We start from the raw sequence: 22,258 nt of genomic DNA, 5'->3' as shown, positions 1-22,258 counted from the left end.
CTTACCCCCGTTCAAGCAATACTCTACGCATAGCTCCTTTCTCTCGAACAAACTCTCTCAACAACTGCGCCACATAACTAAATCGCTGATTCTCTACACCGTTTGCAGCTGAAGGATAAGAATACGTTACAGAAAGTTCACCAACTTTCACTGCACTTTTAAGTGCGGTTGGATTTTGAGTTAAATTTTCTTCCAAAGCTAATTCGCAGACTGCATTTTTTACTTTTACTGGCACGTCTGTATCCCCATTACGTGGGAACGCTCGTAATTGATGTTTATCGGATGGCTTTCCTAAATAGATATAGCCACTATCAATATAATCCGATGCATTGACTAATCGGCGAGCCTTTTCTGTTGCACTTAGTGCCCCCCATATTTCTGCACTCATTCTGAGATTATGATATGCATCAGCTTCTTCTACAGAAACATAAGCGCTCATTTTTTCTCCTTATTTAGAAGAATCTTCAATTTTGTTTTGGTACAATTTCGCACAGTTATTTCCTTTTGCAATTAATGGGCAAGGGAAATAAGAACCCCCGAGTAATTCGTTACTTGGGGGTGCTTTTTTAGCGATATGGCTACTTGGTTTTAACCAATACGCCCGCGGTGTCTTTCAATGAAGTTGCGGTTTTACGCCAGTTGGCTGATGCCCCTAACTTGGTGTCGTCGGGGGATTTACCGCCTGCAGTCATATCCCATTCATAACCGAGAATACCTAAGTTATAAGTCCATTCTGCTTGATAAACTGCTGCGATATTTTCACCGCCTAATTTCGGTTGCATTTCGCTATTGAAATCGTTGTTACCGCTTACCACGATCGCCCCTTCTTGCAAGCCTAGAGTGTTATAGGCTGAAGCGGTGCTATCAACTAACGCAGGGCTATCCGTGACCACAAACAAGCGACCAAACGGATCGCGCATCACACTCACGTTATCGTAAGTAAACAAACGTTCTGCGTTAGTTAAGGCATTGTCGTACAAAGTATGTAAGGTGGTTGAATGAACAATCCACGCTTTTAATGCGCTGGAGCGGTCGCCAAATAATGCTGCCGCTTTGTTGAGCGTGCGGAAATTCGGGGCGTTTTTCTTGTCGTCTAACACTGCAGTAGTTTGCCCGCCAATCGCAGCAACCGCCCCTAAAATTGCGGTATTTAACATATCCGCTAAACGGGCTTTGGCAAGTTGTTGCCCGATTTCTACCGCAGCAAGCTCAGGGTTTTGTAATACCCAGCGATATTGTTGCGGTTCGTACTCAATCGGGTGCGTACCTGCAGCCACTTTTACTGCTACATTGAGTAATTGCTCTAGGCGTTTCGCTTGCACCGTACCACTGCCATAAGCATTACGACGACGCACTAAGCCTTGAATCGCTTTAAAGCTCGCACGAATATCAAAATCACCTTGTGTTAGCGCATTTTGCAATGTAATCACGCCACCTGAGGCTTGATTGAATTTTTCAATATCCTGATCGACAGTTTCAGTTAACGCTAAATGCGTTTGTTTGTTAAAGACTTGTAAGTCAAAAGCCATAATAAGCTCCTATGTTATGGTGCGATTGCACCGTGAATAAAAAAGGTGCAATCTCTTGCACCCGATTATGAATGTTGTTGCATATACGCAATTTTTTCTGCGTCAGTTTTGCATTCGGCAAGGGATTTAGGGGCATTGCTGCCGCCTGTTCCCGCGCCAATACCTGAACCTGATGTACCTGATGGTTTTAAAATCGCATCTTTATTTGGATACGCACCGACTAACGCCTCTAATGCTTCCTCAAAATCGGCTTTTTCGCCTGGGCGTGAACGGCTGTAAATTTCATTGCCATCGGCGAACTTCGCCACCACTTTACCTTCATCTGAAATACTGAAATGCTTACCAAAGAAGGCTTGCACCACATCAGAAGGTAAATTTAAATGTTCTGCGGCATATTTAGAGCGAGCAAACGAACCACCAATTAGTTCTGCGTGCAATTGCGATTGCAGTTTTTCAGCTTGAGATTGGAATTCTGCCAGTTGTTCATCAAAGGTTTTACGCATTTCTGCTTTCACCTTTTCCACTTCGCCCGCATCAATCAACTTCTTATCATCGAGATTTTTCACCGTTTCCAAGGCTTTGATTGCTGCTTTCGGATCGTCAATCCCCGAAAATGCCGAGAGTTTTGCCTCCGCCTGCTCTTTGGCTTCACGGTGTTTTTTCGCCTCACTGTTAAGCTCTGCGATTTTGGCTGTGGCTTTTGTGGCATCAAACGGAATTTCCTTCCCGTCTTCGTGAACATACACAGGCATCCCGTTTTCAACAACCACGTGCCCATTTTCATCAAGTTTTAATTTCATATTGGATTTCCTTCCAGTTAGTTAAGGTTGTGCCTTTTCCAAGGCGTAAAAAAACCGCCTGTAACTTTCGCTACAAGCGGTTGATAATGTTTGTTAGGTTAAGATAATAAAAATGCCATGGCCGCTAAATATTTTTCTTTACGGAGAATATCTTCTTCTTTGATTCTAGGCAATCGAGAAAGATCGGCATTATGCTGTAAGTCTGCTAATTTAACTGAACGCGCTAAAGCGTTTTGCTTAACTCTAATTAAATAATCTTGGTAGTCTTCATCTTTACGTTTTGATATAGCCAAGATGGCATTTGCGATCACATTACCAAATTGTTCTTGAATTTCATCAATACTAATTGCCGTGTCTTCCACGCTATCGTGCAACCAAGCAACAGCACGCATTTCATCTGTTGAATCGTCTAAATGTTCTACAACAAATTCCAAATGCTCTATATATGGCTTACCGGCTTTATCTTTCTGACCGTGATGCAAACATCTTGCCAATACTTCAGCTTTTTCTGCCCACATTAATGCACCTTGATAAATTGAATGGCTTCTTTTTCACTAATTTCACGATAAGCATCAAAATCGCTGACTAAGATTTTATCCGCCCAAAACGAACCAAACTTTTTATCCCAATCTTCTTTATGAGGTTCATAGGTAGCAAATGAAAGTAAATTATTACCCATACCACGAATCAATTTTTGTTGATTATCATCTAACTGAGCTAAGTAGTATTGATACATTATTTTACTCCTTTGATTTTTTGAATATCTTTTGGCGTAACTAATTTAGCACTTAATTTCTGCATTTCAATATACAATTTTTCTTTTTCTTCTTGTTCGGTATTTGGGTCGCGAAAACGTTCATAAAGCTGATGTAATTCACCATTTTTTAACGCAAAACTTTCACTTGTATGATATTGCATCTCGAAAATTACATTATCTTTCTTTACAAGAGTAGTGATGAATGTATTAATGCCTTTATAAACAGCACCGTCCTTCCAAGTGTTTTTAACAATAATTGTTTTATACCCTTGTTTTTCTAAAGCGGATTGCATTTCCCTATATTGTGTTACAAAATTTTCAGGCGAGAATATTGCTGTATAGCGAATAACATCTTTAATGTTATCTATTGCTTGTTGCTCAGAAATCCCTGCCATCATTTCAGTTTCTATTTTACGCTTCAACGAATCCATTGATTTTAAGCGATATTCGAGTCCAGCAACCTCGCCATCTACAGAAGCGATAATAGTTGTCACAGCTTTTGTGATTTTGGGTTCTATTTCAGCCGCTTGCTGATATTTTTTTGTTACATCCATAGGATTATATTCTTGCACTAAGCTAGATTTAGAGTATAGCTCTTTCAACGTCAGCGGTCTACCACTCTGATCTAACATATCCGAGAACGTAATCACGCCACGTTCCCATAAATCTGCTTTACCTTTGCCTAGAACCAGCTCTTTCTCTTCAGCCGTTTTATTGTTGAGCCAACTCTCATAATTAATCCGCTCATCCACCTGTCCATTCATTGAAGCACGGGTGCTAGTTGGCATTTCCTCCATTCCTTGCACGCCTAATTCCTCCCAGCTTTTGGTGACAAGCTGAAGAATGCTGCGACAACGTGGGTGCAACGGTGGGCGTTTGTAGGGAATGTTATGCCCGATTGGCTTTTTGTCCAAATCCCATCGTTTGCCGTCTCGCACTTGGCAGACGGTGGAGGTTCGCATATCAAGGGTGGAAAGATGCTCTTCGCCTTGCAGAATATCAAGATTGGCATCGCGCAAGGCTTCGTGGGCGGTGTCAGCTACTTTTGCGACAGCGGTAATGACTAAAGTATCCGCTGTGCGACGGCTAACGCTCATTAACTCTCGTACTTCGGTGGCAAGTTGTCCGTTTTGTTTGCCTTCGGCAACGCCTGTGCGAATAATTCCCTCAAACTTAAAGGCTAAATCGGCACGCTGTTTATTCCACCATGCTTCTAACGGTTGCCCTTCAATCACAGCAACGTTTTTAATCGCTTTAATACGTTCTTTTGGCACATCATTAAACAAATCAAAGCCGATTTCATCGTTATAAAGCTGGCTGATTTTGCTGGCTTCAAGCGATAAAAAACCGCTTAACTCGTCTTGCGTGTAAGCGGTTGTTTCTTGGTAAGTTTTTGCAATTTCCGTTTGCAGTTCTGTAAGCAGTTTATCTAGTTTCTTTGCGGACAAGCCTTCTATACCGATAGCACTGATGCGGTTAATCAGCGATTTTTGCAATGTATTTAACCGCTTGTACACCTGTTGTCGCAAGTGAGCATCATAGCGAAAATGCAAGATTTTGCGGTCGGTTAAGGCGTGGGCAATGCGTTGTCTAAGCGTTGGTTTCTGATGTTTCTTCGTTTCCAAAACTCATTCCCTCCGATTGCAGGCGTTCTTGCTCTGCGTTCCATTCTAAGCCGTCGGCTAATAAACCACGACGTTTGGCTTCGTCAAAGGTGGATTGATTCGAAATCACGCCAGCATTACGTAACTGAATCACACTTGCCATTGAAGCGGACGGGTCGAGATCGTTTTCAATGTTGCCAGAAATCTGCACGTTACCCACTTGCTCTTTGGCAATGCCAAGCCAATGCCCTGTATATTCCAAGGCTAAATCAATAGCATCTTCAAATCGGTTTGCCAGTAAACGTAGCTGGGAAATTTCTTTGCCTGCTTCATCACGGGCTTGACTGTCAGTCATTGCTAAGGCGGTTTTGGTAAGCAACTTCGCCCCTGCGGTTTTCATTTGCTCTTCCAAATCTTTCAGGCTTTCAACACCTGAAGCAATTGCGTGTCCTGAATGTTCGACAAATTGCATTGAGCTATCAACAGGTAAATGAATCGCGCTACCACCAATAGCAAGCTGTTTCACTTCATCATTAGAATAAATCGCTAACAACGGTACGCGAGCAATGTTAGTGATATTGTCCTGATCCGATTGAGACTGCCAGTGTTTTACATTCAAATACGCCAACTCCATTAAAGGCGGCTCAATGGCATTGGTGAGTTCGTTACGCTTTGTGATAAATGGCACGACAGGCACAAAATCAAGAGGTCGATTTTGGGCAGTGAGGAGCAATTCCGATTCAAGACGAAACTCGCCTTCCGCTTCGCTAAATTTCCGCACTTTACCGATTTCGTACACATAAACGTGTTTCACGGTTTTTACGCCAAATTCGCCATCCTCAACCTGTTCATTTACAACATAGCGGAATTGAGTAATCGCTTGTTTACCATTTACTCGTGCGGTTTTAATACCCAGTACTTGATGCGGTTTAATATGTACCCAATATGGACGGGCATTTAAGGCTTTCTCTTCTGCGCGACTTTTCACGACTTCTACGCGGGTAAAATCAATCAGAGCGAACGAGCAACCATACGCCAAGGCGGAATAAAACCAACGGGAGGCGAATACATCAAGGTTATTGCCTGCTAAATCCACATCATCAAAAAGGGCTTGCACCGTTTCTGTTACATCGGCAACGTCAATCGGGTTGAAGAACACTCGACCTGTCATTTGCGAAAGGGTTTCCGACAATGCAGGATAAAGGGTCGAACGCTCAAGGCGTTTGCGGTAACTATCGGATTCTTCCATTTCCATTTGGAAAAGATAGGTTTGTGCGGCTTTCCGCATTGTTGCTGTGCCACCGAGTAAATCATCAATGATTTTGGTTTTCTTGGTTAATTCCACCATTTCAGCGGTGGGAAGATGAACTGACATAGTGAATCCTTAATAGAGTTTGAGGCTGGTTTGTTTAAAATCGCCTCGTTTCTTAATCAAAGGCGTTAAGGCATACCGCAATGCATCAATGTAATGGTTATTTGCATCGATAATCTGTGGTAACACATCACCTGACAAACGGTCTGTTTTGTAGCTGTATAAGCGAAATTCATTGAGCGTCTCTTTGCAACGTGGGTGAATGTACACCTTGTTGTAAGACTTGATATGCTCAATACCATCTTCAACCGAGCCTTGCCATTTTTTCACACCTTCCATTTGCGGCACACCGTGTCGTCTAAGGTAACTAATCGACTCAGGTCGAGCCGAATCAGCCCGCACTTTATGTTGAGCAAATTCAGGAATACGTTGTGTGATAAATTCTGCCGTTTCGTCCAACTCTAACCGCACTTTGCCCGCTTCATATTCAATATATAAATCATTGTTGAACACCCAGCATTTCACCGCAGCAGTCGGGTCGTTCGCAAAACCAAAGTCTAATCCGTAATATGGACCGTTGAAATCAGATTGCGGCGTAAACATCAGTTCTTTGAACTTATCACGGAATATCTGTGCTTCAGATTGTTCGAGATAATCACCTTGCCAAATCCAACGATAAGTAGCATCATCGAGACGCTGCTTGTCTGCCAGACGTGTTTGCTCAAGCTCAGCAGGAAACCACGGATTGTCGTGGTAGTTCATTTCTACAATCTTACTGTTTTCAGGCTTATGCTGTCGAAATCGTTCATCAGTTGCCGAACCTCGTTTTTCAGGGTTCCACGTTACCCAAATTTCAGATTGATGCTCACGCACCGTTGGCTCTAATTTCTGCCACGCCATTTCACTAACGGTTTCCGCTTCTTCTACCCACGCCAGCAAAATTCGGGCTTTGGATTTAATGCTATCAAGGTTATGCCTTAAGCCTGCAAAAACGTAAGAAATCCGACCGCTTCTGGTTTTAATAAATTTCTCACCAATAATAAAATGTGGCAACAGCCATTCTGTTGAGCGAATCGCCTGTTTTACCTCTTCAAGCGAAGACTCCTCCAATGAATTCATAAACTCACGGGCGCATAAAATCACACCGCTGTCGCCTGCCATATCTCGCTTATACGCCCAAACAGCCGTCATTAAAGCAAAGGTGCGTGTTTTGGCAGAGCCACGTCCGCCATAAGCACCGCGATAACGGCATTCACCTTTGAATACATCAATCAATTTGGCAGGAATAGAAAGCTGCACTTTACTCACTGCTTACCCCGACAAGTTCGATAATAGTTGGCTGTAATGGTTTGCCACCTGAAGTAATATCGACACCGTCTTTGAAGATACCCAAATGTTTACCAAGTAACTCCAACGCTTTATTTGCCGCAGAAGGTTCATACACAAACTGTGCTACATCATTGCCTACCACTCCACCATTTTCGCTTTTGCTTGGAATGGTGATAACCGTTGCTTTCTTACCCATTGAAATATCCACATTTTCAATTAAGCGACGAATCACTTCGTCTTGGGTGATTTGTGTGCGTTCCGACCGCTTGTTTTGGGCTTGTTGAATTGCCTCTTGCACTTCAACTTTTTTCAACAACCGCTGTCCGATTGAATAGGCTGTTTGCTCACTATATCCTGCTCTAATCGCAGCTTGCGTTGCATTTAAATCAACAAGATATTCTTCAACAAATCGCTTTTGTTTATCAGTTAACTTCCCCACGCCATCAGACGTGGATTTTCCTTTCACGTCTGACATAGAAAATCCTTAAAATAACTTGAATAAAACTTATAAAACCTATAAAATACTTATTAATTAAACGTAATACTTTAGCTATGAAAGAAATCATCTATCAGCCAAAAGCATTAAAACAATTGAGAAAGATTCCAACAAAAGCACATATAATTGAAAAATGTGAATCGCTTAAAACCTTTCCCGATTGTTCTAATATCAAAGCACTGACCAATCACACTTACGAATATCGTTACCGTGTTGGTGATTATCGTGTTTTCTTTAATATCGTTGGCAATACGATGAATATCGTATCTATTGAAGAGGTTAAAAAAAGAGATGAACGCACTTACTAATATTCAATATATTAATAATGAGCAAGGCGTACCTGCTTTTGCTGTTATGCCAATTGCCACGCTTAACTGGCTAAAACAAAAAGCTAATTTTTCAGACCCTATTGAAACAGGTATCCCTGAATCTGTCGCCAAATTAGCGTTATTAAACGATTATTCTGCATTGCGCGCTTGGCGTGAACACTTAGGTTTAACACAAGTGCAAGTTGCAGGACGCTTAGGCATCTCTCAAGCAGCTTATTCGCAACACGAAAATTCACAGACCTTGCGGAAAACAACTCGCATAAAAATGGCAAATGCTCTTGGCATCAATCCAAGTCAATTAGATTTCTAAACAAAAGCCCTTGTTGGGCTTTTTTTCGGTCTAGCTTAAACTCACGAGAGCGCTAAGAAATCGGGTATGTACACTCTCCGACTATTTCCTCCGATAGTGTCTAGCACTAGCCCCGTCTTTAATTTTTCTTATTTTTCTCTACAAATTTACGAATATTATCTATTTGGCTTGCGCACTTATCTCGCTCTGCTGTTACCTTAACAAGTTGTATGACTACATCACCATATGTCTCACCAGTAAACGCTGTTTTAACACAAGGTGCAGTGTAGGCTTGAGGTGGGTAAATATATTCTGCTTTGGTCGTGACCTTATTTGTACAGGCGGTCAAGAGCAGACTGAGGCAAACGAGTGTGAGCACAAGGTTGTGTCTTAATGATTGTTTTAACTGATTCAGCATTTTCTGTTGCTATCCTTTCTATTTCATCATTACGTTGCTGTTGCTCAATGACTGCATCACGCTCTTGTTGTAGAGCAATGGTCAATGCCTTGTTCGCATCTTCTTGTTGCTGGATGGTTTGGGCTTGTGCTTGGTTCTCGGCCTTTAAGCTACTTATCTTCTGAGATTGATACCAAGTCCAACCGCACAAGCCCAAAATCAAGCAAAGTGCGGTTAGCTTTAAGGCTGTTTCAAATCGGCTAAACATAATGCTTTCTCTTTTTCTCGACGAGAGACTAAGCCAGGTAATATCTTTCCGCCTGCATATACCCATTTAGGATATTCATAACAGGCTTGGTGATAGTTCCCTGCTCGCAATTGTTTGAATAAGGTTGAGTTGCGAACAGCGCCACAACCTGCATTAAAGGTAATCGATACGGCTGAATCAAAAACAGACTGAGGCAATGCTCGGCCATTGCCATAATTCAGCACACATTTTTCGGCAACTTGAATATCATTTTTCCATCGCTCCGCAATCTCTAAATCTGTGTATCGGTGCTTTGGATCGACAGGTTGACCGCTATATGCTGTTGAGCCAATACCAACAGTTAAAACATCGGATGGGCATTTGTACGGGTCTCGTCTGCAACCTTCCGCATTGCCAATAATCTCTGCACCCTTAGGGCTAAGGATAAGCTCCTCACCAAACTGCGCATACATCAACGTAATAATGCTCGATACTGCACAGACAAATCCTGTTGCACCAAGCGTGGTTCTAGTCCTCGCTAATTTCATCAGGTAGCCCTCGTTTTAACCGTTCCATGCGCACCTTATGTATTTCTTCCTTGCGCTTATTTTCTCTTTTCATCATTCGCCATTCGACAAATTTTGAATAGACATTAACAAGTGCGGTCAAAATACCAATAGCCAAACTAAGCAACATAAGGTTATTCTGATCGCCTAACCAAGCCAGTACACTAGAAAACCCTGACCATACATAAGCTTGACTTCCAGGGTCTTTAAACATTTTCATACTCCACCCCATTTTCAGGGCAATAAAAAAGCCCACGTATTAACGTGAGCTTGTGATGTGGCAAAGGCGCAAGGAATCGAACCTCGATTAGCGGTTTTGGAGACCGCTGTCTTACCATTAGACTACGCCCTTATTGATACCCTAGTCGTATTAACAACTAGAGATTATTTAACAAAATAAGCTACCGCAAAAATAATTGCGCTTATACCCCAACAAGTAGTAATAATGAGTGCGGCATTAGCTAATTTATTTCCAACTTTATCTGCTGCTTTTTCTGACATTTTCCCACCTACCTTAACTTGATGTTTTGGTGTATACTTAATCATAAATTCGTTCCTTTAAATCGAACTTAACAGGAATGAAAAAAGCCGAAGTGTTCCACCACCTCGGCTTTTCTTTTGCATACAAAAAAGCCCCGACCGTTTCCGATCAGGGCTGTAAAATTCTTTTGTGCGTTTGCTGTGCGCTAAAACCGCAACTTACCTAATATAGTACACTTTCACTTGCAAGTAATCAAGTGTTTTTATAAATTTTTCGGTGTTTTATTGGGCGATGAGGTTTTTCGCTCTTTCCCAGTTCATTCGATTAGATGCCTTAAATGGCTGAATCAATTTTTGAATAGTTGGGAGCGTGTTTTTGTATTGGCGTTGATATTCTTGATGATGGCTGATTACCATTCCTGTGAAATAAGAGCCGATCGTTTCTAACGGCTTAATCATATCTCCAAGTAGAGTGTTCATTTGTTTATGTCCGCACCAAAGCCAAACGAGCTGTTCAAGTTCATACTCAGTAAATTCAAACGTGTATTTCTTTTCAGGCTCAGGCAAAGATAACTGTTGCGGTTGAAGTTGATATTTTCCTGTTTTACGAATTTGCGGAAGAACTTCTTCAAATACCCACGCTTCAAATGGTTCAGCTTCTGGTTTACGAGATTTGATGATCAGGCGGTAAAGATTTGGTTCATTGATGAATGTCATTTCTTGCACCGCACTTTTGGTAGGGGTGTCGCGTTTCGCTACACCCCCTGCTTTACAGTGTTTTGAAATAGCATCACGTGGGTTTGAGTAACCGAGAATATCGCAAACATCATTCGCACAAAACCAAGGCTCCTGATTTTTATCAGTGATGACTCGAACAGAATTAGATTTGAAAGTAAATGCTGAAAATTGAACTTGATTTTTCATTGTGTATTTCCTTTTTGAGAGGATTGATAATTTACCCATAATTGGGCGACCAACGGCTCAAAACCAGTACACAATCTGGCGGAGTTATTCCCTTTCGGTATTGTATTCCTCGCACCGTCGGTCATTGATTCTTTGAGAACTTTATAATGGCGGTAAAATTCTCAAATTTTAGATACAAAAAAATCACGCTGACGGGGTGAATTAATTCCGTTGTGTAAAAGGCTTTTGAGACCTTGGGATAAATCCTACCCTTGAAATAGGAGCTTGTCAAGGGTAGTCAGAGATTACATTTCTTTATCTGAATGCGCATGCAATTCTCGGTGCGCCGCATTTGCTAAGAAATGGCTACGATCTTTATAGTAGTTACCCATTGCTGCAACACGGCGATCAATGCGCGTTAATAAATATTCAGGTAAAGACACATTAATACGCTGTTTTTTACCTAAGTATTCTGAAATATCAACGTCAACTAAAAGCCAAGTATCAAAATCAGCATATTCAGGATCGGCTTTATAGTGCGTTACGCCTTTATCTTTTAGCGTGGTAAGATCAAAACCATCTTCAACCATCGCTTCAAGCATCATTGTAATGGCTTCTGACACCATTGGTAATAAATCATCAACATCGTCAGCACCGCTAAAACAACCATAATCTAATTGACAAAGTGCAGGAACGATCATTCCGTATGCTTGGTTTTCATTTTCTGGGGTTTCAACACCTACGGTAAAAATCATTTAATACTCCTCCGATTAAGCTCGGCAGAGCTTAAAGCCCTGCCGATTTTTTAATGGATTTTAAAGTTCCGATTGCTAAATCTTGTTTGGGGTGCGGAACTGGAAATCGCTTTCCAGTTTTCGGCGAGAACCAAATTTGATGATCACCTTTTCCATGTCTAACAAAATAACAACCATTTGCTTTAAGCTCCTTGATTAAGTCACCTGAGTGCATGCATCCTCCTTTGTCTTAATCAAGATGAATTATAATACACAAATACACACAAGTCAAGATGAAGTGTAATAAAAATGCGGTCAAAATCGACCGCACTTCCCTACCCTAAAAACATAAATTTAATCTTCGCCCCAGTAAATGCACCTTTTAGGAATCTCACGCCCTTAGCACGCTCACGATACATACAAGCAGGGGAAATATGAAGTGCGGTACAAATATCTCGTTCATTCGCTTGTTGAACGTATAACGCCATTAAGATTTGGTATTGCAGCAAACTATCCTCGTGTAGATTTATAATCTGCTCCTCAATTTTTAAGCATTCGTCATCAGTTAAGAATCGAATGTGAGCCTTGCGCACGGTAGGTAAAACAGGAATAGAAATTGTGGTGCTTGGGTATTCTGTGCCAATACGGTCTCTGCCCCAGCAATTACCCCACTTCTCTAATACTCTCTCAACGCTATACGACATTCTACTCTCCTTCCAGCTCTTTAATTTTTGTCTTGTAATACTTAATAATCGCCTTGCAATCTTCAATGGTGTATTTCTTCGGTTCGTGGTCTTGCCGTTCTAGCCAAGCTACCTTATCTGCACCGATTTTATTAACGAGATTGATTCGATACTCAATAATGTTGCCGCTCTTGTGGTCATTACATGGTGCGCATTGTTTATGTACGTTGAGCTCACAAAATCGTAATTCAGGGCACGCTCCCACACTCCGATAATGCCCTGCATGGTATTGTCCTTGATGATACCGACCGCAACTTATACAAGGCTGGTCTTTATCCCGTAAACGGATAAATTTATTAAATACTGACTGAGCCTCTTTCAGCCATTCTGAACGACTTTTTAATTTAGCTTTACGTTCCCTTTGTTTTTTCTTTTCTGCTCGTTCTTGTGCTTTTTGCGCATTTTGACGAGTTAAATCAAGTGCGCATTTAGGCGAGCAGACTTTTTGGAGAGAGTTTTGTGGGATAAACTCCATGCCACATGACTTGCATTTTTTAGGCTTGATGGGTTTAAGTTTACTCATCACTCATCCTTGCTCTCGATTTTTGAGCATTGATAAACGTTTTTGCCAACGTAAAACTTTCCTAATCTCTCGCACTCTGTTGCAACCGTGCTATGAGCAAAATACCAACCAGAAAGCCAACAAGCTCCACACAAGACAAGGGTGGCAGCAAGGGGCTCGTCGAAAAGAAAAAACAACATAGCCGAAAATGCAATCAAAAATAAAATCATAATTCCTACCTCAATCATCGTCCGAAAAATCCCCATTTATCGTTAAATTTAACCCCGTTCGCCACACCATAAGCTGTGACATACTCAATAAGGCTCGCCATTCTGCTAACGCTCATTTGAGCCGAACTTTCACGGATATTCACAAATTCGCCCTCAAGACCTGGCACAACATCTGCTTTTTGATTTGTGGCGATTGCGTGGCCCGAAATAAATAAGACTTTCCATTGCTCCATTGTGAGCTTACGCCCCATAAATTCCGCCTGATTTGCGACATCTTGGCACATAGCGTGAAACTTGGCGTTTTGCTCAAGGTTTCGTGTTATTGGTTGGATTTTGACTACCAACGGTTTTTTATCGTCTATTGGCAGTTCTTTGATTAAATCCAAACAATTATTTTTAATGCGTTGATCGCGTAAAAAGAAAGGTTTGTATTGGCTCATAACATCATTCGCCCCAGCCAAATAAAAATCGATTTAATTTTTTCTCTTCCTGAATCAATGCACAGACTTCATCGCAGAATTTTTCAAATTCTTCACGTGGCCAGCCTTCTAAATCAAATACCATACCGCTAAATTGAATTTGAGCGCGAATTTGCTCTTTTAATTGAGCTTGCGAGATCAACTCTAATTTCATTGGATCTACTTTTTCTTTTGGCAGCTCTGGCGGTGAAACCGTGTCCCATTTATCAGAATTAATTAACCATTCATCAGCGTTAATTATTTTATTCGTGGCACAGTCATACAATTCACGGTATGTTTTGTTATTCGACTTGGTTTTATCAACCACTAAGAAAAGCACTGAAATTGGCGTATCTTCAAAGGCATTTTGAATCAAATTCAACTCGACTAATTGATTCCCAATAACTTCACGGAGTGTTTTTTCGGTGTTTCGATAGGCAATACCTGGGAACATAATGAAAAACCCAAAACGATGCGCATTGGCTAATCCTTTCAGCATAAAAACATCATCAAGTACACCTGATTTTTTCCACGGAAAATCTGCTTGAATAGCGGTCTTTTCTTCTTCGGCAAGTTCTTTAAATTTAAGTGAGAATGGCGGGTTCATTACAACACAATCACTTTTTGGCTCACTTTGATACAAGAAAAAACTCGTATTATGAATTTCAGCATCTGGATAATTATTGGCTAATGCCGCGCATGATTCCGCTTGAATTTCTACTGCAATAAACTTGCTTGGTTGAATAAATTGCTCAAGCTGTCCGCTGCCTGCTGCACCATCAAAAACGCTTGGATTTTTACCTAAGTATTTCTCGACTTTCCCAGCCAAATATCGGCGCAGAGATTCACCCGTAATATATTCAGCAAATTTGTTCGCTTTCTTTCGATTGTTATGCTCTTCAAAACTCATTTACTATACCCACCAACCTTTTTAATAAAATCAAGGCTAATTGAACGTGTGACAAAATCTTCCATTGTTGGATCAAAGACTACGACCATTTGCCCTTTGCTATTCCCCTTAATTTCTTTTCCTGTTACAGGGTTGATAAATGCAATTCGACCACCTGTGATATCAATCACTTCATTTGCCACGCCTTGAATGTGGTTTTGATACCATTGAGTAGATTTGTCATTGTTGAGTAACATCACGACTAAATAACCGGCATCACATAATTCTTTTGCGCGTTGTAGATATGGTGTAACGTTGGAATAAGGCGGGTTCACATAAATTCTTAACGGAGCCGAACAACGTTCCGCGACTTCATCCAACAATACATCTAACATTTGCTCAATCGGCATTAGAAAGTCATCTGCGATTGATTGATGCTCATCATTGTCTGAGTTAGGTTCGCCGATATAGTGACATGTCAAGGCGTTGTTTGCTGTTGCGCAACCATCAAGATCGATCCATCCGAAACGTTGAGATAGCCATTCAAAAACATAGTCTGGTGTTTGCCATGTATTTTTATCAAATTGTTGTTCTGTCATTGCAATGCTCCTTTCATCATCGCCATCAAGCTATCGCGCGCCTTATCAGCCTTAGCTTTATCGTAAAAACTTGGTTTTGCTGGAATCATCTTTGGAATATCCTCAAAAGGAAAATTCGACCGCACTTTTTCTGCCGCTTCTGTGAGTAATTTCGGAATAGCTTTCAACGTGTCCTCTTCCGATTTTTTCTTGCACTTTTCGTACAGATTTTTAAGCAACCAAAATTCCACTTTTGAACGATATTGAAATTCATTCAGATTGAATCGGGCATAACCTAAGAAAGTGTTATAACGTTGGTATAATTCCGCTTCGTTCGGTAAACCCAATCCGTGATAGTCTTCACTGCACCAAGCAATAAATTGTCCGACACTTGGGAAAAATGGACTTTCAGAACCTGCTGCACGATCCAATCCTCGTTTTAATGCCAATGGGGTCATCACATCCGCTTTGATCAATTCTTCAAGCCACACTTGCTTGGTTTCGTTGTAAGTCTCAATGCTGTCAAATGCTTGTTTCCAAGCGGGGAAAAGCGACTTCAAGCGGGTAAACATCCGGTCAATTAATTCCGTTGCATTGCTGGAAACATCGGATTTTTCGACCGCACTTTTCTGAGTTGGTGTGATTGCGTTCATCGTAAATACTCCGGAATTAAACTTGGATCGACGTTTAATTTTCTTCCCACGCCCCATGTGCCGTTATCGGCGAAAGGGTCATTGCTTGCACTTGAGTTTACCGTTTGATTAGGTAAGGACTTCAGAGCAAATAATCCTGTGTAGGTATTGGCGATAGATTGATCCAAAATCGCCCTAGCCAAATCAGGACTTCTCCCACAGAGTTTTTCCAAGTCTCGCAAACATCGCTTAATCGTATCTTCAGTTTTAATTTCCGCCCGCTTGGCTTTACGCATTCGGCAATAAGCGATCCATGTCTCACGATCGACATAATCCGGCAAAGGAATATTTTCTGCGTTGATTTTCCCATTTGCAGGCGTAGCCGATTCCCCTTGGGGGGATATAGGGGGGTGATTTTGTATAGTGTTTTTATTGTTATTTTGTGTGTGAACTTTTTTCACCAGATCTGATGAACTTTTTTCACCAGTTTGTGAAAAATTTTCACCAGATTGTTCTGATGAACTTTTTTCACCAGTTTGTGAAAAATTTTCACCAGATTGTTCTGATGAACTTTTTTCACCAGTTTGTGAAATCTCAAATGCTTTTACTGAATAAGTATTCAATTTGCGTTCACCGCCTGAACGCTCAAGTAAACCCATTTGAACAAGACTTTCACAAGCAGTAATCACAGAACGATTGCTTAACCCTGTCACTTCCATAAATTGACTTACTGAAATGTTGTCTGAGTCTTTATTCCACCCCTTAGTTTTGCGTACAACATACAAATAACATTTAAGTTCTGCGCAAGTGAGTTTTGCTAGTAATTCATCAATAACAGAATTTGGTATTTGAAAAGAATTTGGAATAAATCGACTCATAGCATCAACTCCGAAGCATAACGTGACGCAATAAATTCAATGCCTTTGCTTGTGACGCGTGTCTGTGTGTAATTGTGACCGTGTTCAGCGGTACCTGTTTTAACCGTAAAAAGATCTTTGGTGTGCGCTGATTGATAAGGCAAAAGCACGCCTGATTGACGATACAAATATTTATCTTCCACCAAGCGATTGACCAATGCACGCTCAGGCATTTTTAAAATCTTCGCCGTCTCACGAAATGATTTACTCGTCCCTACTTCCACATAGTGATCAACAAAAGCGACTTTAGGCGCATTACGCTCTTTTTCTGCTTGTAATTGAGCGGCTAACATCAACGCCTCAGAAAAAGATTGCGGAATAAGTGCGGTTGGTTTTTGTTGATTTTCCAACGCTTGCCAGCGATCAACGATTGCCGCAGTAAATTCAGGACAATTCTGAGCAACAACAATTAAACTATCTCGTTTGCTTAGATGGTACTCATAATAAGTCTGACCGTTCTGTGGATGGGTGTAAGCCATTGGCTGATACCCCCCAATCACCTCTTTTGCGATAAGTCTTTCGATTAAACGACACAGATCGCTGTGGTTTTTATTGATTAACTCCGCAATTTCACGACTACTCATCGTCAAAGTACTTGTGTTTTCTTTCGTAATCGTTAATAATTGGTTCATCTGTATGTTCCTTAATGAATTAGCCACGAAATCTCCTCGTGGCTTTTTTATTAAAAAAAACTCACAACCACAAAAAGAATGGCAATCGCCGTAAAGTAACGAAACTCGCTATCCTCTCGCCAGATTTGTGCAATAATGCGCAATCTACTTTTCAATTTACTCATTCTTTTTATGTCCTTTGTTACATTCCGTGATTTATTCGTCGGGTTATGTTTTATTGTCTTTCTATTACTTCCACGGCTAATTATTGGAAGTGATATTCCGTATTGGCTCATTGGAATACTTGTAAACGGCATCCCTCTGGGATTAGTTTTATTGCACAAATGGGGAGTAAGGAAATATCAACAAACTTTAGATAACTACGCCTACATTCCATCAATGATGTGCATTGCCGTTCTAACTACACTTGGTTCATTTAGTAAAGAAGAACTTATTGAGTTTGGTTTTAAATTTTTGCTAACTGAGTCAAGTTGGCCTTACTTTGTACTCAAATTGTCATTTTTCTTTTGGAGCCTTATTCTTCTGCCTGTTGTGCTAGATAAATTTTTTAAGAAAAATCAAAAATGATCCTTAGCTCTTCATTGTGGCTTATACAAAGAAATCGCAAGTTCAACTGAATGTTGTGTTGCTGCCAAATGTTTACTCAATGCTTGACGGATTTTGTCTTCTTCTTGTGAAGTGATTTCACCGTCTTCTAAAGCCTTTTCTAATACAGCAAATAACAAGCCACGAGCCGAAAGCTCGTGCAGTTGTAAATTAGCAAGCTCAACCTTGTCTAATTCATCCTCTGCCACATCAGGTACAAAACGACCACCAGCGGTACGGCAAAGCTCATCGATAAAATCAGTGCATCCATACTCAAGTTGCAGTGCAATCAATTCTTCGTTTTTGAATCGTTGCCCTTTTATTTGATAAAGGCGATTCTTTAATTCACTTTCGGTAAAACCTAGAAATCCTGCTACCGCACTTCTCCCCCCAGGGATCCGATCAATCATTTCGATAATAACTTTCTTCATTTCCATAATTTTTGCCTTGTTTTTATGGTTTTCTTTTCTGTTGGTGTTGGTAAATTAATCCCATAAATCAGGACGTAATTCGGATTTCTTGACTTTTCCAGCTGTAAGTTCTTCAATCTTTGCGCAACGTTCCGCAGGTACTTTTTCACGCCACTTGGAAACAGCCCAAGGGGTAAGATTGAAATGTCGAGCCATAGCCGAAATACCGCCCACGATTTCATAAGCTTTTTCGATTGGTAGCATTTTAACCTCTTCACTCTATTTAAAGTAGTGTAATTCTACTACTAAAAATAGAATTGAATCAACTATTTTAATTTTGTATCTTCTACCTTTAGTAGAATTAAAGGAGCGTCTATGACAGATTTAGCAAGCCGACTTAATGAATTAATGGCTAAACAAGGCAAAAATATTGTGGATCTACAAAAAGCTATTGGCGTAACTTATGAAATGGCTAGACGTTACACTTTAGGCACTGCAACCCCGAGAGATAAGAAAATTGAAGCTATGGCGAAGTACTTTGGAGTTAGTCCCGCTCATTTGAAATACGGCACAGCCGATTCTTTAGAAAATCAACTAACTTCTAATGTGAAAGACGTTGGCTCATTCGACTTATGGGATCGCAATACCCCACTAAATAGCGATGAATATGCCGTTCCGTTTTATCAAGATATTAGGCTTGCTGCCGGAAACGGCTTTGCTGATGACATAATGGACTATAACAACTTCAAATTACGTTTTTCCAAAGCAACACTACGTAAACAAGGCGTACAGTACGAAAATGCGGTATGTGTAATTGCAGATGGAAATTCAATGGAGCCGGTTATTCCGGATGGAACAACGGTGGGAATTGATTTGGGCAATAAGACAATCCGAGACGGCAAGATATACGCTATCAATCACGGCGGCTTGTTGCGCATAAAGCTACTCTACAATATGCCAAACGAACAAGTGAAAATACGTAGTTACAACAGCGAAGAACATCCGGATGAGATAGCTGACATGCAAGATATATCAGTCATTGGAAAAGTCTTTTGGTATTCAGTTTTACTATAGAAACTAACACTGGATATTGTTGATCTGTAATAACTAACCAAGACCTAAGGAAAGAATATGGCTAACGTAAGCATTAGAACATTATATTTGGACCCTAAAAATCCAAGACATATCCCAATTGAAAATCAAAAAGCAATTATCAGTTATCTCATTGAGAATGAGAAGGTAAAAGATCTTGCGAAAGATATTGCTGAAAAGGGGATGACGAACCCATTAGATCTTGTTGGGATTATCACCGAAAATAACAAAAAATTAGTAGTCGAAGGTAATCGTCGAGTTTGTGCTTTAAAGCTATTAGATAAACCGTGTTTGGCACCTAAAAAGTACCAAAGATATTTTACAACTCTACAAGGAAAAGTAAAAAATCAAATCACAAAAATTCCCGTTCATGTATTTCCAAATAGGGACGAGGCACTACCTTGGTTATCTACTTTGCATACATCTAGTTCAAATACATCAAGAAAGCCTTGGAGCCCTGAACAAAAAACTCGATTTGATCAAAGCGTTGATGGAAAACCGGATCATGCTGCGGCATTGACTATTCTTGATTTTTCATTAGAGAATAATTTAATTTCTCCTGAGAAATCTCAGAAAGTGATTACAACAATAACACGTATGTTAAGTACTCCAGAGGTAAGAGATGCTTTCGGTATTACCACCGGTGTCACAGAACGCAATATCCTCATTAATATTACAAAAGAAGAATTCACTGCGATCATTACCCAATATTTTAATGATTTTGATGACCCAAATTACAATATAGGGTCCCGCTCAAATAAAAGGAATCGACTAGACTATATTCAACACCTAAAAAGTATTGGAAAAATTCCAAGCAACAGGTTAGATAAAGAAATTGAATTAATTCCAGGTATATCATCTACAACACCTACAGGCAGTGCCATTTCACAAAAAAATACTATACAAAAGAGAACTACTAGGACGACTAAAGGTAAATCAGCACAATTAATTGATTATGATTTAGATATCCCCGTAAGTAAAATACAATCAATTTATTCTGAAATTAATACCATGGATATAGAAAAGCATCCCTACGCAACAGCAGCATTACTACGTGCTCTAATTGAACAAAGTTGTGACTATTTTCTATTAAAATCTGGAAACTCTATACAATTTCATGAAGGTTCTAAGACTCAAAGAACTGATGAGAATTCAAAACTTAGAGAAAAGATTCTTGGCATCGCACAGTATTTCAAGGCAAATCAACATTTAGAGGATAAAGAGTTATCTGCTCTAACCAATGAATGCGCTACAAAGAAAGATGGTGTGGGAACATTGAATTTATTACATGGCGTACTACACAATTATGCGCACAATATTTGCGCAGAACAAATTATTAGCGCACATAATAATCTTCGTCCATTTATTATTGCAATGTGGCAAAAATTCCGCTGGCCAAATACAAACTAAAGAATTATAATGACGAGCATGTATTAATAATAGGCCCTGATTATGTATCATACTCCATTAAGATATCCAGGGGGCAAAGCTAAATTTGCCCCGACAATAAAATCAATTATTGAAAATAATGATCTGCACGGGCACTATGTAGAACCCTACGCTGGTGGGGCTGGTGTTGCATTGGATTTACTCTTTAGTGACTATTGTACCGATATTCACATCAATGATTTAGACTTAGCCATCTACTATTTCTGGAAGTCTATTACCGAACAAACCGAAGATTTTATCCGCTTGGCCAACGATACCAAAGTAACCATTGAAGAGTGGCACAAACAAAAAAATATACTCAAAGAGAAAGAAAATATCTCTCCTTTAGAGTATGGTTTTGCTGCATTCTTTCTTAATCGCACCAACCGCTCGGGCATTCTGAAAGCAGGTGTTATTGGTGGACTAAATCAAACTGGCAATTACAAACTAGATAGCCGTTTTAATAAAGCGGATTTAATTCAGCGAATAGAAAGAATTGGTAGTGTGGCCAAGCATATTCATGTTACCAATTTTGATACCGAGGAATGGCTTTCTACGCTTGATTATAACATTCCTGCTAACTCACTAATTTATCTCGATCCACCATACTATGAAAAAGGGCAAGGGCTTTATCGTAACTATTACCAACATAAGGACCACGTTGCTATTCAAGAAAAGTTGGCCAAGGTAAAAATGCATTGGGTTGTCTCTTATGATAATCACCCAAACATTAGAGAAATTTACCACCAATACCGCCAAAGTGAATACTCGCTGAATTACTCAGCTAATAAAAAGATGAAAGCGACTGAAATTGTTATTTACAGTGATAATCTTATCTTATGACCGCCCTCGTGGCGGTTTTCTTTTACCTGCAATTCCTACCGCACTTTATTTTGTTCACTGAACAAGTTCATTTGTTCAATTTTGCCATTTCTTCTCAATTTTGTGCTAAACACCGACCGCACTTTTTAAAATCACACTCTCATCTACTCTCTTTTTTTGTGATCTAGGTCACAAATTCAGCAAATAGTCAAAAATAAATCTAATTCAAAATCAAATATTTACTACTTTAAATAGAAAATATATCTACTTTTGCACAAATTTTAGTTGCAATTAAAACTACTTTAAGTAGAATATCCACATCAAAACGAGATACACAATCTCGATGCTCTTTAAAAATTGTGATAAAAAAGCCCTGATGAACAGGGCTTGGTTATTAGGCTTCATAAAATGGAGTTTTTCGAGTGGTGTCCATTACAAGATTAACTGCATGTACGCAATCTTCTCTATTAATGTAACCTTCTCCGTGAGCAATAATTTCATGATTGGCAGATTTTAAATGCCAGTACCATTGATTATTAGCCTTACTTTTAAAAATTTGAAAATACAT

33 protein-coding genes and 1 tRNA gene are annotated in these 22,258 nt (G+C 40.1%); 5 read left to right on the top strand and 29 right to left on the bottom strand.

Going from position 1 to position 22,258, the window contains the following annotated elements; translation table 11 throughout:
• Position 1 precedes the first annotated feature (1 nt).
• From FE813_RS07685 to FE813_RS07645, 9 genes are all read right to left on the bottom strand, one after another.
• Positions 2-439 carry a DnaT-like ssDNA-binding protein gene (locus FE813_RS07685; RefSeq protein WP_065265040.1) on the bottom strand — a complete coding sequence of 146 codons (438 nt, stop codon included), beginning with the start codon at positions 437-439 and terminating at the stop codon, positions 2-4.
• A 139-nt stretch (positions 440-578) separates the two neighbouring features.
• Complete coding sequence (locus FE813_RS07680) at positions 579-1,529, bottom strand: major capsid protein (protein ID WP_139990106.1); 951 nt, start codon at positions 1,527-1,529, stop codon at positions 579-581.
• Positions 1,530-1,594: 65 nt separating this feature from the next.
• Positions 1,595-2,329 (bottom strand): DUF6651 domain-containing protein, encoded by a 735-nt coding sequence (locus FE813_RS07675; protein ID WP_118856334.1) that lies wholly within the window; start codon positions 2,327-2,329, stop codon positions 1,595-1,597.
• 98 nt (positions 2,330-2,427) lie between these two features.
• Positions 2,428-2,847, bottom strand: coding sequence for an HD domain-containing protein (locus tag FE813_RS07670; protein ID WP_139990105.1), 420 nt, complete (start codon positions 2,845-2,847; stop codon positions 2,428-2,430).
• Entirely contained in the window at positions 2,847-3,065 is a 219-nt protein-coding gene (locus FE813_RS07665) for a hypothetical protein (RefSeq protein ID WP_005705827.1), read from the bottom strand. Before FE813_RS07665 ends, FE813_RS07670 begins: the two co-directional genes overlap by 1 nt.
• Positions 3,065-4,711 (bottom strand): minor capsid protein, encoded by a 1,647-nt coding sequence (locus FE813_RS07660; protein ID WP_139990104.1) that lies wholly within the window; start codon positions 4,709-4,711, stop codon positions 3,065-3,067. The genes FE813_RS07665 and FE813_RS07660 overlap by 1 nt, the downstream gene beginning before the upstream one ends.
• On the bottom strand, positions 4,677-6,065 hold the full coding sequence (locus tag FE813_RS07655; protein WP_065265087.1) for a DUF4055 domain-containing protein: 1,389 nt from the start codon (positions 6,063-6,065) through the stop codon (positions 4,677-4,679). The genes FE813_RS07660 and FE813_RS07655 overlap by 35 nt, the downstream gene beginning before the upstream one ends.
• Before the next feature lie 9 nt (positions 6,066-6,074).
• Positions 6,075-7,310: a PBSX family phage terminase large subunit gene (locus FE813_RS07650; RefSeq protein ID WP_139990103.1), complete on the bottom strand. Its 1,236-nt coding sequence runs from the start codon at positions 7,308-7,310 to the stop codon at positions 6,075-6,077.
• Positions 7,303-7,806, bottom strand: a complete 504-nt coding sequence (locus tag FE813_RS07645; protein ID WP_139990102.1) for a terminase small subunit — start codon at positions 7,804-7,806, stop codon at positions 7,303-7,305. Before FE813_RS07645 ends, FE813_RS07650 begins: the two co-directional genes overlap by 8 nt.
• Before the next feature lie 77 nt (positions 7,807-7,883).
• Between FE813_RS07645 and FE813_RS07640 the strand changes: the two genes are divergently transcribed.
• Together FE813_RS07640 and FE813_RS07635 are read left to right on the top strand one after the other, a co-directional pair.
• Entirely contained in the window at positions 7,884-8,135 is a 252-nt protein-coding gene (locus FE813_RS07640; protein ID WP_005643377.1) for a type II toxin-antitoxin system RelE family toxin, read from the top strand.
• Entirely contained in the window at positions 8,119-8,466 is a 348-nt protein-coding gene (locus FE813_RS07635) for a helix-turn-helix domain-containing protein (RefSeq protein WP_139990101.1), read from the top strand. The genes FE813_RS07640 and FE813_RS07635 overlap by 17 nt, the downstream gene beginning before the upstream one ends.
• 118 nt (positions 8,467-8,584) lie before the next feature.
• On the opposite strand, the gene lysC is transcribed toward FE813_RS07635, so the two are convergent.
• The 19 genes from lysC to FE813_RS07535 form a co-directional block, all read right to left on the bottom strand.
• On the bottom strand, positions 8,585-8,863 hold the full coding sequence (gene lysC / locus FE813_RS07630; RefSeq protein ID WP_139990100.1) for an Rz1-like lysis system protein LysC: 279 nt from the start codon (positions 8,861-8,863) through the stop codon (positions 8,585-8,587).
• On the bottom strand, positions 8,775-9,110 hold the full coding sequence (locus FE813_RS07625) for a DUF2570 family protein (protein WP_118785722.1): 336 nt from the start codon (positions 9,108-9,110) through the stop codon (positions 8,775-8,777). Before FE813_RS07625 ends, lysC begins: the two co-directional genes overlap by 89 nt.
• The gene (locus FE813_RS07620) at positions 9,083-9,637 is read right to left on the bottom strand and encodes a lysozyme (RefSeq protein WP_139990099.1); all 555 of its coding nucleotides are present in this window, start codon (positions 9,635-9,637) and stop codon (positions 9,083-9,085) included. Before FE813_RS07620 ends, FE813_RS07625 begins: the two co-directional genes overlap by 28 nt.
• The gene (locus FE813_RS07615; protein WP_139990098.1) at positions 9,618-9,875 is read right to left on the bottom strand and encodes a phage holin family protein; all 258 of its coding nucleotides are present in this window, start codon (positions 9,873-9,875) and stop codon (positions 9,618-9,620) included. The genes FE813_RS07620 and FE813_RS07615 overlap by 20 nt, the downstream gene beginning before the upstream one ends.
• Positions 9,876-9,933: 58 nt before the next feature.
• Positions 9,934-10,007: transfer RNA gene (locus FE813_RS07610), tRNA-Trp, on the bottom strand.
• 32 nt (positions 10,008-10,039) lie between these two features.
• Positions 10,040-10,201: a hypothetical protein gene (locus FE813_RS10495; protein ID WP_168769761.1), complete on the bottom strand. Its 162-nt coding sequence runs from the start codon at positions 10,199-10,201 to the stop codon at positions 10,040-10,042.
• 216 nt (positions 10,202-10,417) lie between these two features.
• On the bottom strand, positions 10,418-11,059 hold the full coding sequence (locus FE813_RS07605; protein ID WP_139990097.1) for a BRO family protein: 642 nt from the start codon (positions 11,057-11,059) through the stop codon (positions 10,418-10,420).
• Between the two features lie 284 nt (positions 11,060-11,343).
• Entirely contained in the window at positions 11,344-11,793 is a 450-nt protein-coding gene (locus FE813_RS07600) for a type II toxin-antitoxin system HicB family antitoxin (RefSeq protein WP_139990096.1), read from the bottom strand.
• Between the two features lie 31 nt (positions 11,794-11,824).
• A complete protein-coding gene (locus FE813_RS07595) occupies positions 11,825-12,007 on the bottom strand; it encodes a type II toxin-antitoxin system HicA family toxin (RefSeq protein WP_005653907.1) in 183 nt (60 codons plus the stop codon).
• A 100-nt stretch (positions 12,008-12,107) separates the two neighbouring features.
• The gene (locus FE813_RS07590; RefSeq protein WP_139990095.1) at positions 12,108-12,476 is read right to left on the bottom strand and encodes an antiterminator Q family protein; all 369 of its coding nucleotides are present in this window, start codon (positions 12,474-12,476) and stop codon (positions 12,108-12,110) included.
• Between the two features lies 1 nt (position 12,477).
• Positions 12,478-13,038 carry a recombination protein NinG gene (locus FE813_RS07585; protein ID WP_139990094.1) on the bottom strand — a complete coding sequence of 187 codons (561 nt, stop codon included), beginning with the start codon at positions 13,036-13,038 and terminating at the stop codon, positions 12,478-12,480.
• Between the two features lie 223 nt (positions 13,039-13,261).
• A complete protein-coding gene (locus FE813_RS07575; protein ID WP_139990092.1) occupies positions 13,262-13,687 on the bottom strand; it encodes a recombination protein NinB in 426 nt (141 codons plus the stop codon).
• 4 nt (positions 13,688-13,691) lie between these two features.
• Entirely contained in the window at positions 13,692-14,615 is a 924-nt protein-coding gene (locus tag FE813_RS07570; RefSeq protein WP_139990091.1) for an N-6 DNA methylase, read from the bottom strand.
• Positions 14,612-15,193, bottom strand: coding sequence for a DNA N-6-adenine-methyltransferase (locus tag FE813_RS07565; RefSeq protein ID WP_139990090.1), 582 nt, complete (start codon positions 15,191-15,193; stop codon positions 14,612-14,614). The genes FE813_RS07570 and FE813_RS07565 overlap by 4 nt, the downstream gene beginning before the upstream one ends.
• Positions 15,190-15,825, bottom strand: coding sequence for a replication protein P (locus tag FE813_RS07560; protein WP_139990089.1), 636 nt, complete (start codon positions 15,823-15,825; stop codon positions 15,190-15,192). The genes FE813_RS07565 and FE813_RS07560 overlap by 4 nt, the downstream gene beginning before the upstream one ends.
• Complete coding sequence (locus FE813_RS07555; protein WP_139990088.1) at positions 15,822-16,682, bottom strand: phage replication initiator YdaU family protein; 861 nt, start codon at positions 16,680-16,682, stop codon at positions 15,822-15,824. The genes FE813_RS07560 and FE813_RS07555 overlap by 4 nt, the downstream gene beginning before the upstream one ends.
• Positions 16,679-17,353: a phage antirepressor KilAC domain-containing protein gene (locus FE813_RS07550; protein ID WP_139990087.1), complete on the bottom strand. Its 675-nt coding sequence runs from the start codon at positions 17,351-17,353 to the stop codon at positions 16,679-16,681. The genes FE813_RS07555 and FE813_RS07550 overlap by 4 nt, the downstream gene beginning before the upstream one ends.
• A gap of 578 nt (positions 17,354-17,931) precedes the next feature.
• Entirely contained in the window at positions 17,932-18,375 is a 444-nt protein-coding gene (locus FE813_RS07540) for a YmfL family putative regulatory protein (protein ID WP_139990085.1), read from the bottom strand.
• A 48-nt stretch (positions 18,376-18,423) separates the two neighbouring features.
• Positions 18,424-18,612, bottom strand: a complete 189-nt coding sequence (locus FE813_RS07535) for a transcriptional regulator (RefSeq protein ID WP_005679233.1) — start codon at positions 18,610-18,612, stop codon at positions 18,424-18,426.
• A gap of 111 nt (positions 18,613-18,723) precedes the next feature.
• Between FE813_RS07535 and FE813_RS07530 the strand changes: the two genes are divergently transcribed.
• From FE813_RS07530 to FE813_RS07520, 3 genes are read left to right on the top strand one after another with little or no spacing between them, the layout of a single operon-like run.
• Entirely contained in the window at positions 18,724-19,422 is a 699-nt protein-coding gene (locus tag FE813_RS07530) for a LexA family transcriptional regulator (RefSeq protein ID WP_139990084.1), read from the top strand.
• Between the two features lie 57 nt (positions 19,423-19,479).
• Complete coding sequence (locus FE813_RS07525) at positions 19,480-20,850, top strand: ParB/RepB/Spo0J family partition protein (protein WP_118808584.1); 1,371 nt, start codon at positions 19,480-19,482, stop codon at positions 20,848-20,850.
• Between the two features lie 42 nt (positions 20,851-20,892).
• Positions 20,893-21,711, top strand: a complete 819-nt coding sequence (locus tag FE813_RS07520) for a DNA adenine methylase (RefSeq protein ID WP_139990083.1) — start codon at positions 20,893-20,895, stop codon at positions 21,709-21,711.
• 373 nt (positions 21,712-22,084) lie between these two features.
• Here FE813_RS07520 and FE813_RS07515 read toward each other — a convergent pair whose 3' ends face one another.
• Positions 22,085-22,258 carry a YegP family protein gene (locus tag FE813_RS07515; protein ID WP_139990082.1) on the bottom strand — a complete coding sequence of 58 codons (174 nt, stop codon included), beginning with the start codon at positions 22,256-22,258 and terminating at the stop codon, positions 22,085-22,087.

This window comes from Haemophilus seminalis (assembly GCF_006384255.1).
Taxonomy (GTDB): domain Bacteria; phylum Pseudomonadota; class Gammaproteobacteria; order Enterobacterales; family Pasteurellaceae; genus Haemophilus; species Haemophilus seminalis.
The sequence above is the reverse complement of the archived record's forward strand: the minus strand, read 5'-3'. Positions and strand labels throughout refer to the sequence as shown.

Excerpts from the sequence above, each read along its gene's own strand:
- FE813_RS07655 (WP_065265087.1), bottom strand. The coding sequence starts at position 6,065 with ATGTCAGTTCATCTTCCCACCGCTGAAATGGTGGAATTAACCAAGAAA.
- FE813_RS07555 (WP_139990088.1), bottom strand. The coding sequence starts at position 16,682 with ATGAGTCGATTTATTCCAAATTCTTTTCAAATACCAAATTCTGTTATT.
- FE813_RS07640 (WP_005643377.1), top strand. The coding sequence starts at position 7,884 with ATGAAAGAAATCATCTATCAGCCAAAAGCATTAAAACAATTGAGAAAG.
- FE813_RS07685 (WP_065265040.1), bottom strand. The coding sequence starts at position 439 with ATGAGCGCTTATGTTTCTGTAGAAGAAGCTGATGCATATCATAATCTC.
- FE813_RS07600 (WP_139990096.1), bottom strand. The coding sequence starts at position 11,793 with ATGATTTTTACCGTAGGTGTTGAAACCCCAGAAAATGAAAACCAAGCA.
- FE813_RS07575 (WP_139990092.1), bottom strand. The coding sequence starts at position 13,687 with ATGAGCCAATACAAACCTTTCTTTTTACGCGATCAACGCATTAAAAAT.
- FE813_RS07520 (WP_139990083.1), top strand. The coding sequence starts at position 20,893 with ATGTATCATACTCCATTAAGATATCCAGGGGGCAAAGCTAAATTTGCC.
- FE813_RS07645 (WP_139990102.1), bottom strand. The coding sequence starts at position 7,806 with ATGTCAGACGTGAAAGGAAAATCCACGTCTGATGGCGTGGGGAAGTTA.
- FE813_RS10495 (WP_168769761.1), bottom strand. The coding sequence starts at position 10,201 with ATGATTAAGTATACACCAAAACATCAAGTTAAGGTAGGTGGGAAAATG.
- FE813_RS07560 (WP_139990089.1), bottom strand. The coding sequence starts at position 15,825 with ATGAACGCAATCACACCAACTCAGAAAAGTGCGGTCGAAAAATCCGAT.
- FE813_RS07635 (WP_139990101.1), top strand. The coding sequence starts at position 8,119 with ATGAACGCACTTACTAATATTCAATATATTAATAATGAGCAAGGCGTA.
- FE813_RS07625 (WP_118785722.1), bottom strand. The coding sequence starts at position 9,110 with ATGTTTAGCCGATTTGAAACAGCCTTAAAGCTAACCGCACTTTGCTTG.
- FE813_RS07605 (WP_139990097.1), bottom strand. The coding sequence starts at position 11,059 with ATGAAAAATCAAGTTCAATTTTCAGCATTTACTTTCAAATCTAATTCT.
- FE813_RS07670 (WP_139990105.1), bottom strand. The coding sequence starts at position 2,847 with ATGTGGGCAGAAAAAGCTGAAGTATTGGCAAGATGTTTGCATCACGGT.
- FE813_RS07565 (WP_139990090.1), bottom strand. The coding sequence starts at position 15,193 with ATGACAGAACAACAATTTGATAAAAATACATGGCAAACACCAGACTAT.
- FE813_RS07665 (WP_005705827.1), bottom strand. The coding sequence starts at position 3,065 with ATGTATCAATACTACTTAGCTCAGTTAGATGATAATCAACAAAAATTG.
- FE813_RS07585 (WP_139990094.1), bottom strand. The coding sequence starts at position 13,038 with ATGAGTAAACTTAAACCCATCAAGCCTAAAAAATGCAAGTCATGTGGC.
- FE813_RS07530 (WP_139990084.1), top strand. The coding sequence starts at position 18,724 with ATGACAGATTTAGCAAGCCGACTTAATGAATTAATGGCTAAACAAGGC.
- FE813_RS07535 (WP_005679233.1), bottom strand. The coding sequence starts at position 18,612 with ATGCTACCAATCGAAAAAGCTTATGAAATCGTGGGCGGTATTTCGGCT.
- FE813_RS07570 (WP_139990091.1), bottom strand. The coding sequence starts at position 14,615 with ATGAGTTTTGAAGAGCATAACAATCGAAAGAAAGCGAACAAATTTGCT.
- FE813_RS07540 (WP_139990085.1), bottom strand. The coding sequence starts at position 18,375 with ATGGAAATGAAGAAAGTTATTATCGAAATGATTGATCGGATCCCTGGG.
- FE813_RS07675 (WP_118856334.1), bottom strand. The coding sequence starts at position 2,329 with ATGAAATTAAAACTTGATGAAAATGGGCACGTGGTTGTTGAAAACGGG.
- FE813_RS07680 (WP_139990106.1), bottom strand. The coding sequence starts at position 1,529 with ATGGCTTTTGACTTACAAGTCTTTAACAAACAAACGCATTTAGCGTTA.
- FE813_RS07595 (WP_005653907.1), bottom strand. The coding sequence starts at position 12,007 with ATGCACTCAGGTGACTTAATCAAGGAGCTTAAAGCAAATGGTTGTTAT.
- FE813_RS07515 (WP_139990082.1), bottom strand. The coding sequence starts at position 22,258 with ATGTATTTTCAAATTTTTAAAAGTAAGGCTAATAATCAATGGTACTGG.
- FE813_RS07590 (WP_139990095.1), bottom strand. The coding sequence starts at position 12,476 with ATGTCGTATAGCGTTGAGAGAGTATTAGAGAAGTGGGGTAATTGCTGG.
- lysC (WP_139990100.1), bottom strand. The coding sequence starts at position 8,863 with ATGCTGAATCAGTTAAAACAATCATTAAGACACAACCTTGTGCTCACA.
- FE813_RS07620 (WP_139990099.1), bottom strand. The coding sequence starts at position 9,637 with ATGAAATTAGCGAGGACTAGAACCACGCTTGGTGCAACAGGATTTGTC.
- FE813_RS07525 (WP_118808584.1), top strand. The coding sequence starts at position 19,480 with ATGGCTAACGTAAGCATTAGAACATTATATTTGGACCCTAAAAATCCA.
- FE813_RS07615 (WP_139990098.1), bottom strand. The coding sequence starts at position 9,875 with ATGAAAATGTTTAAAGACCCTGGAAGTCAAGCTTATGTATGGTCAGGG.
- FE813_RS07550 (WP_139990087.1), bottom strand. The coding sequence starts at position 17,353 with ATGAACCAATTATTAACGATTACGAAAGAAAACACAAGTACTTTGACG.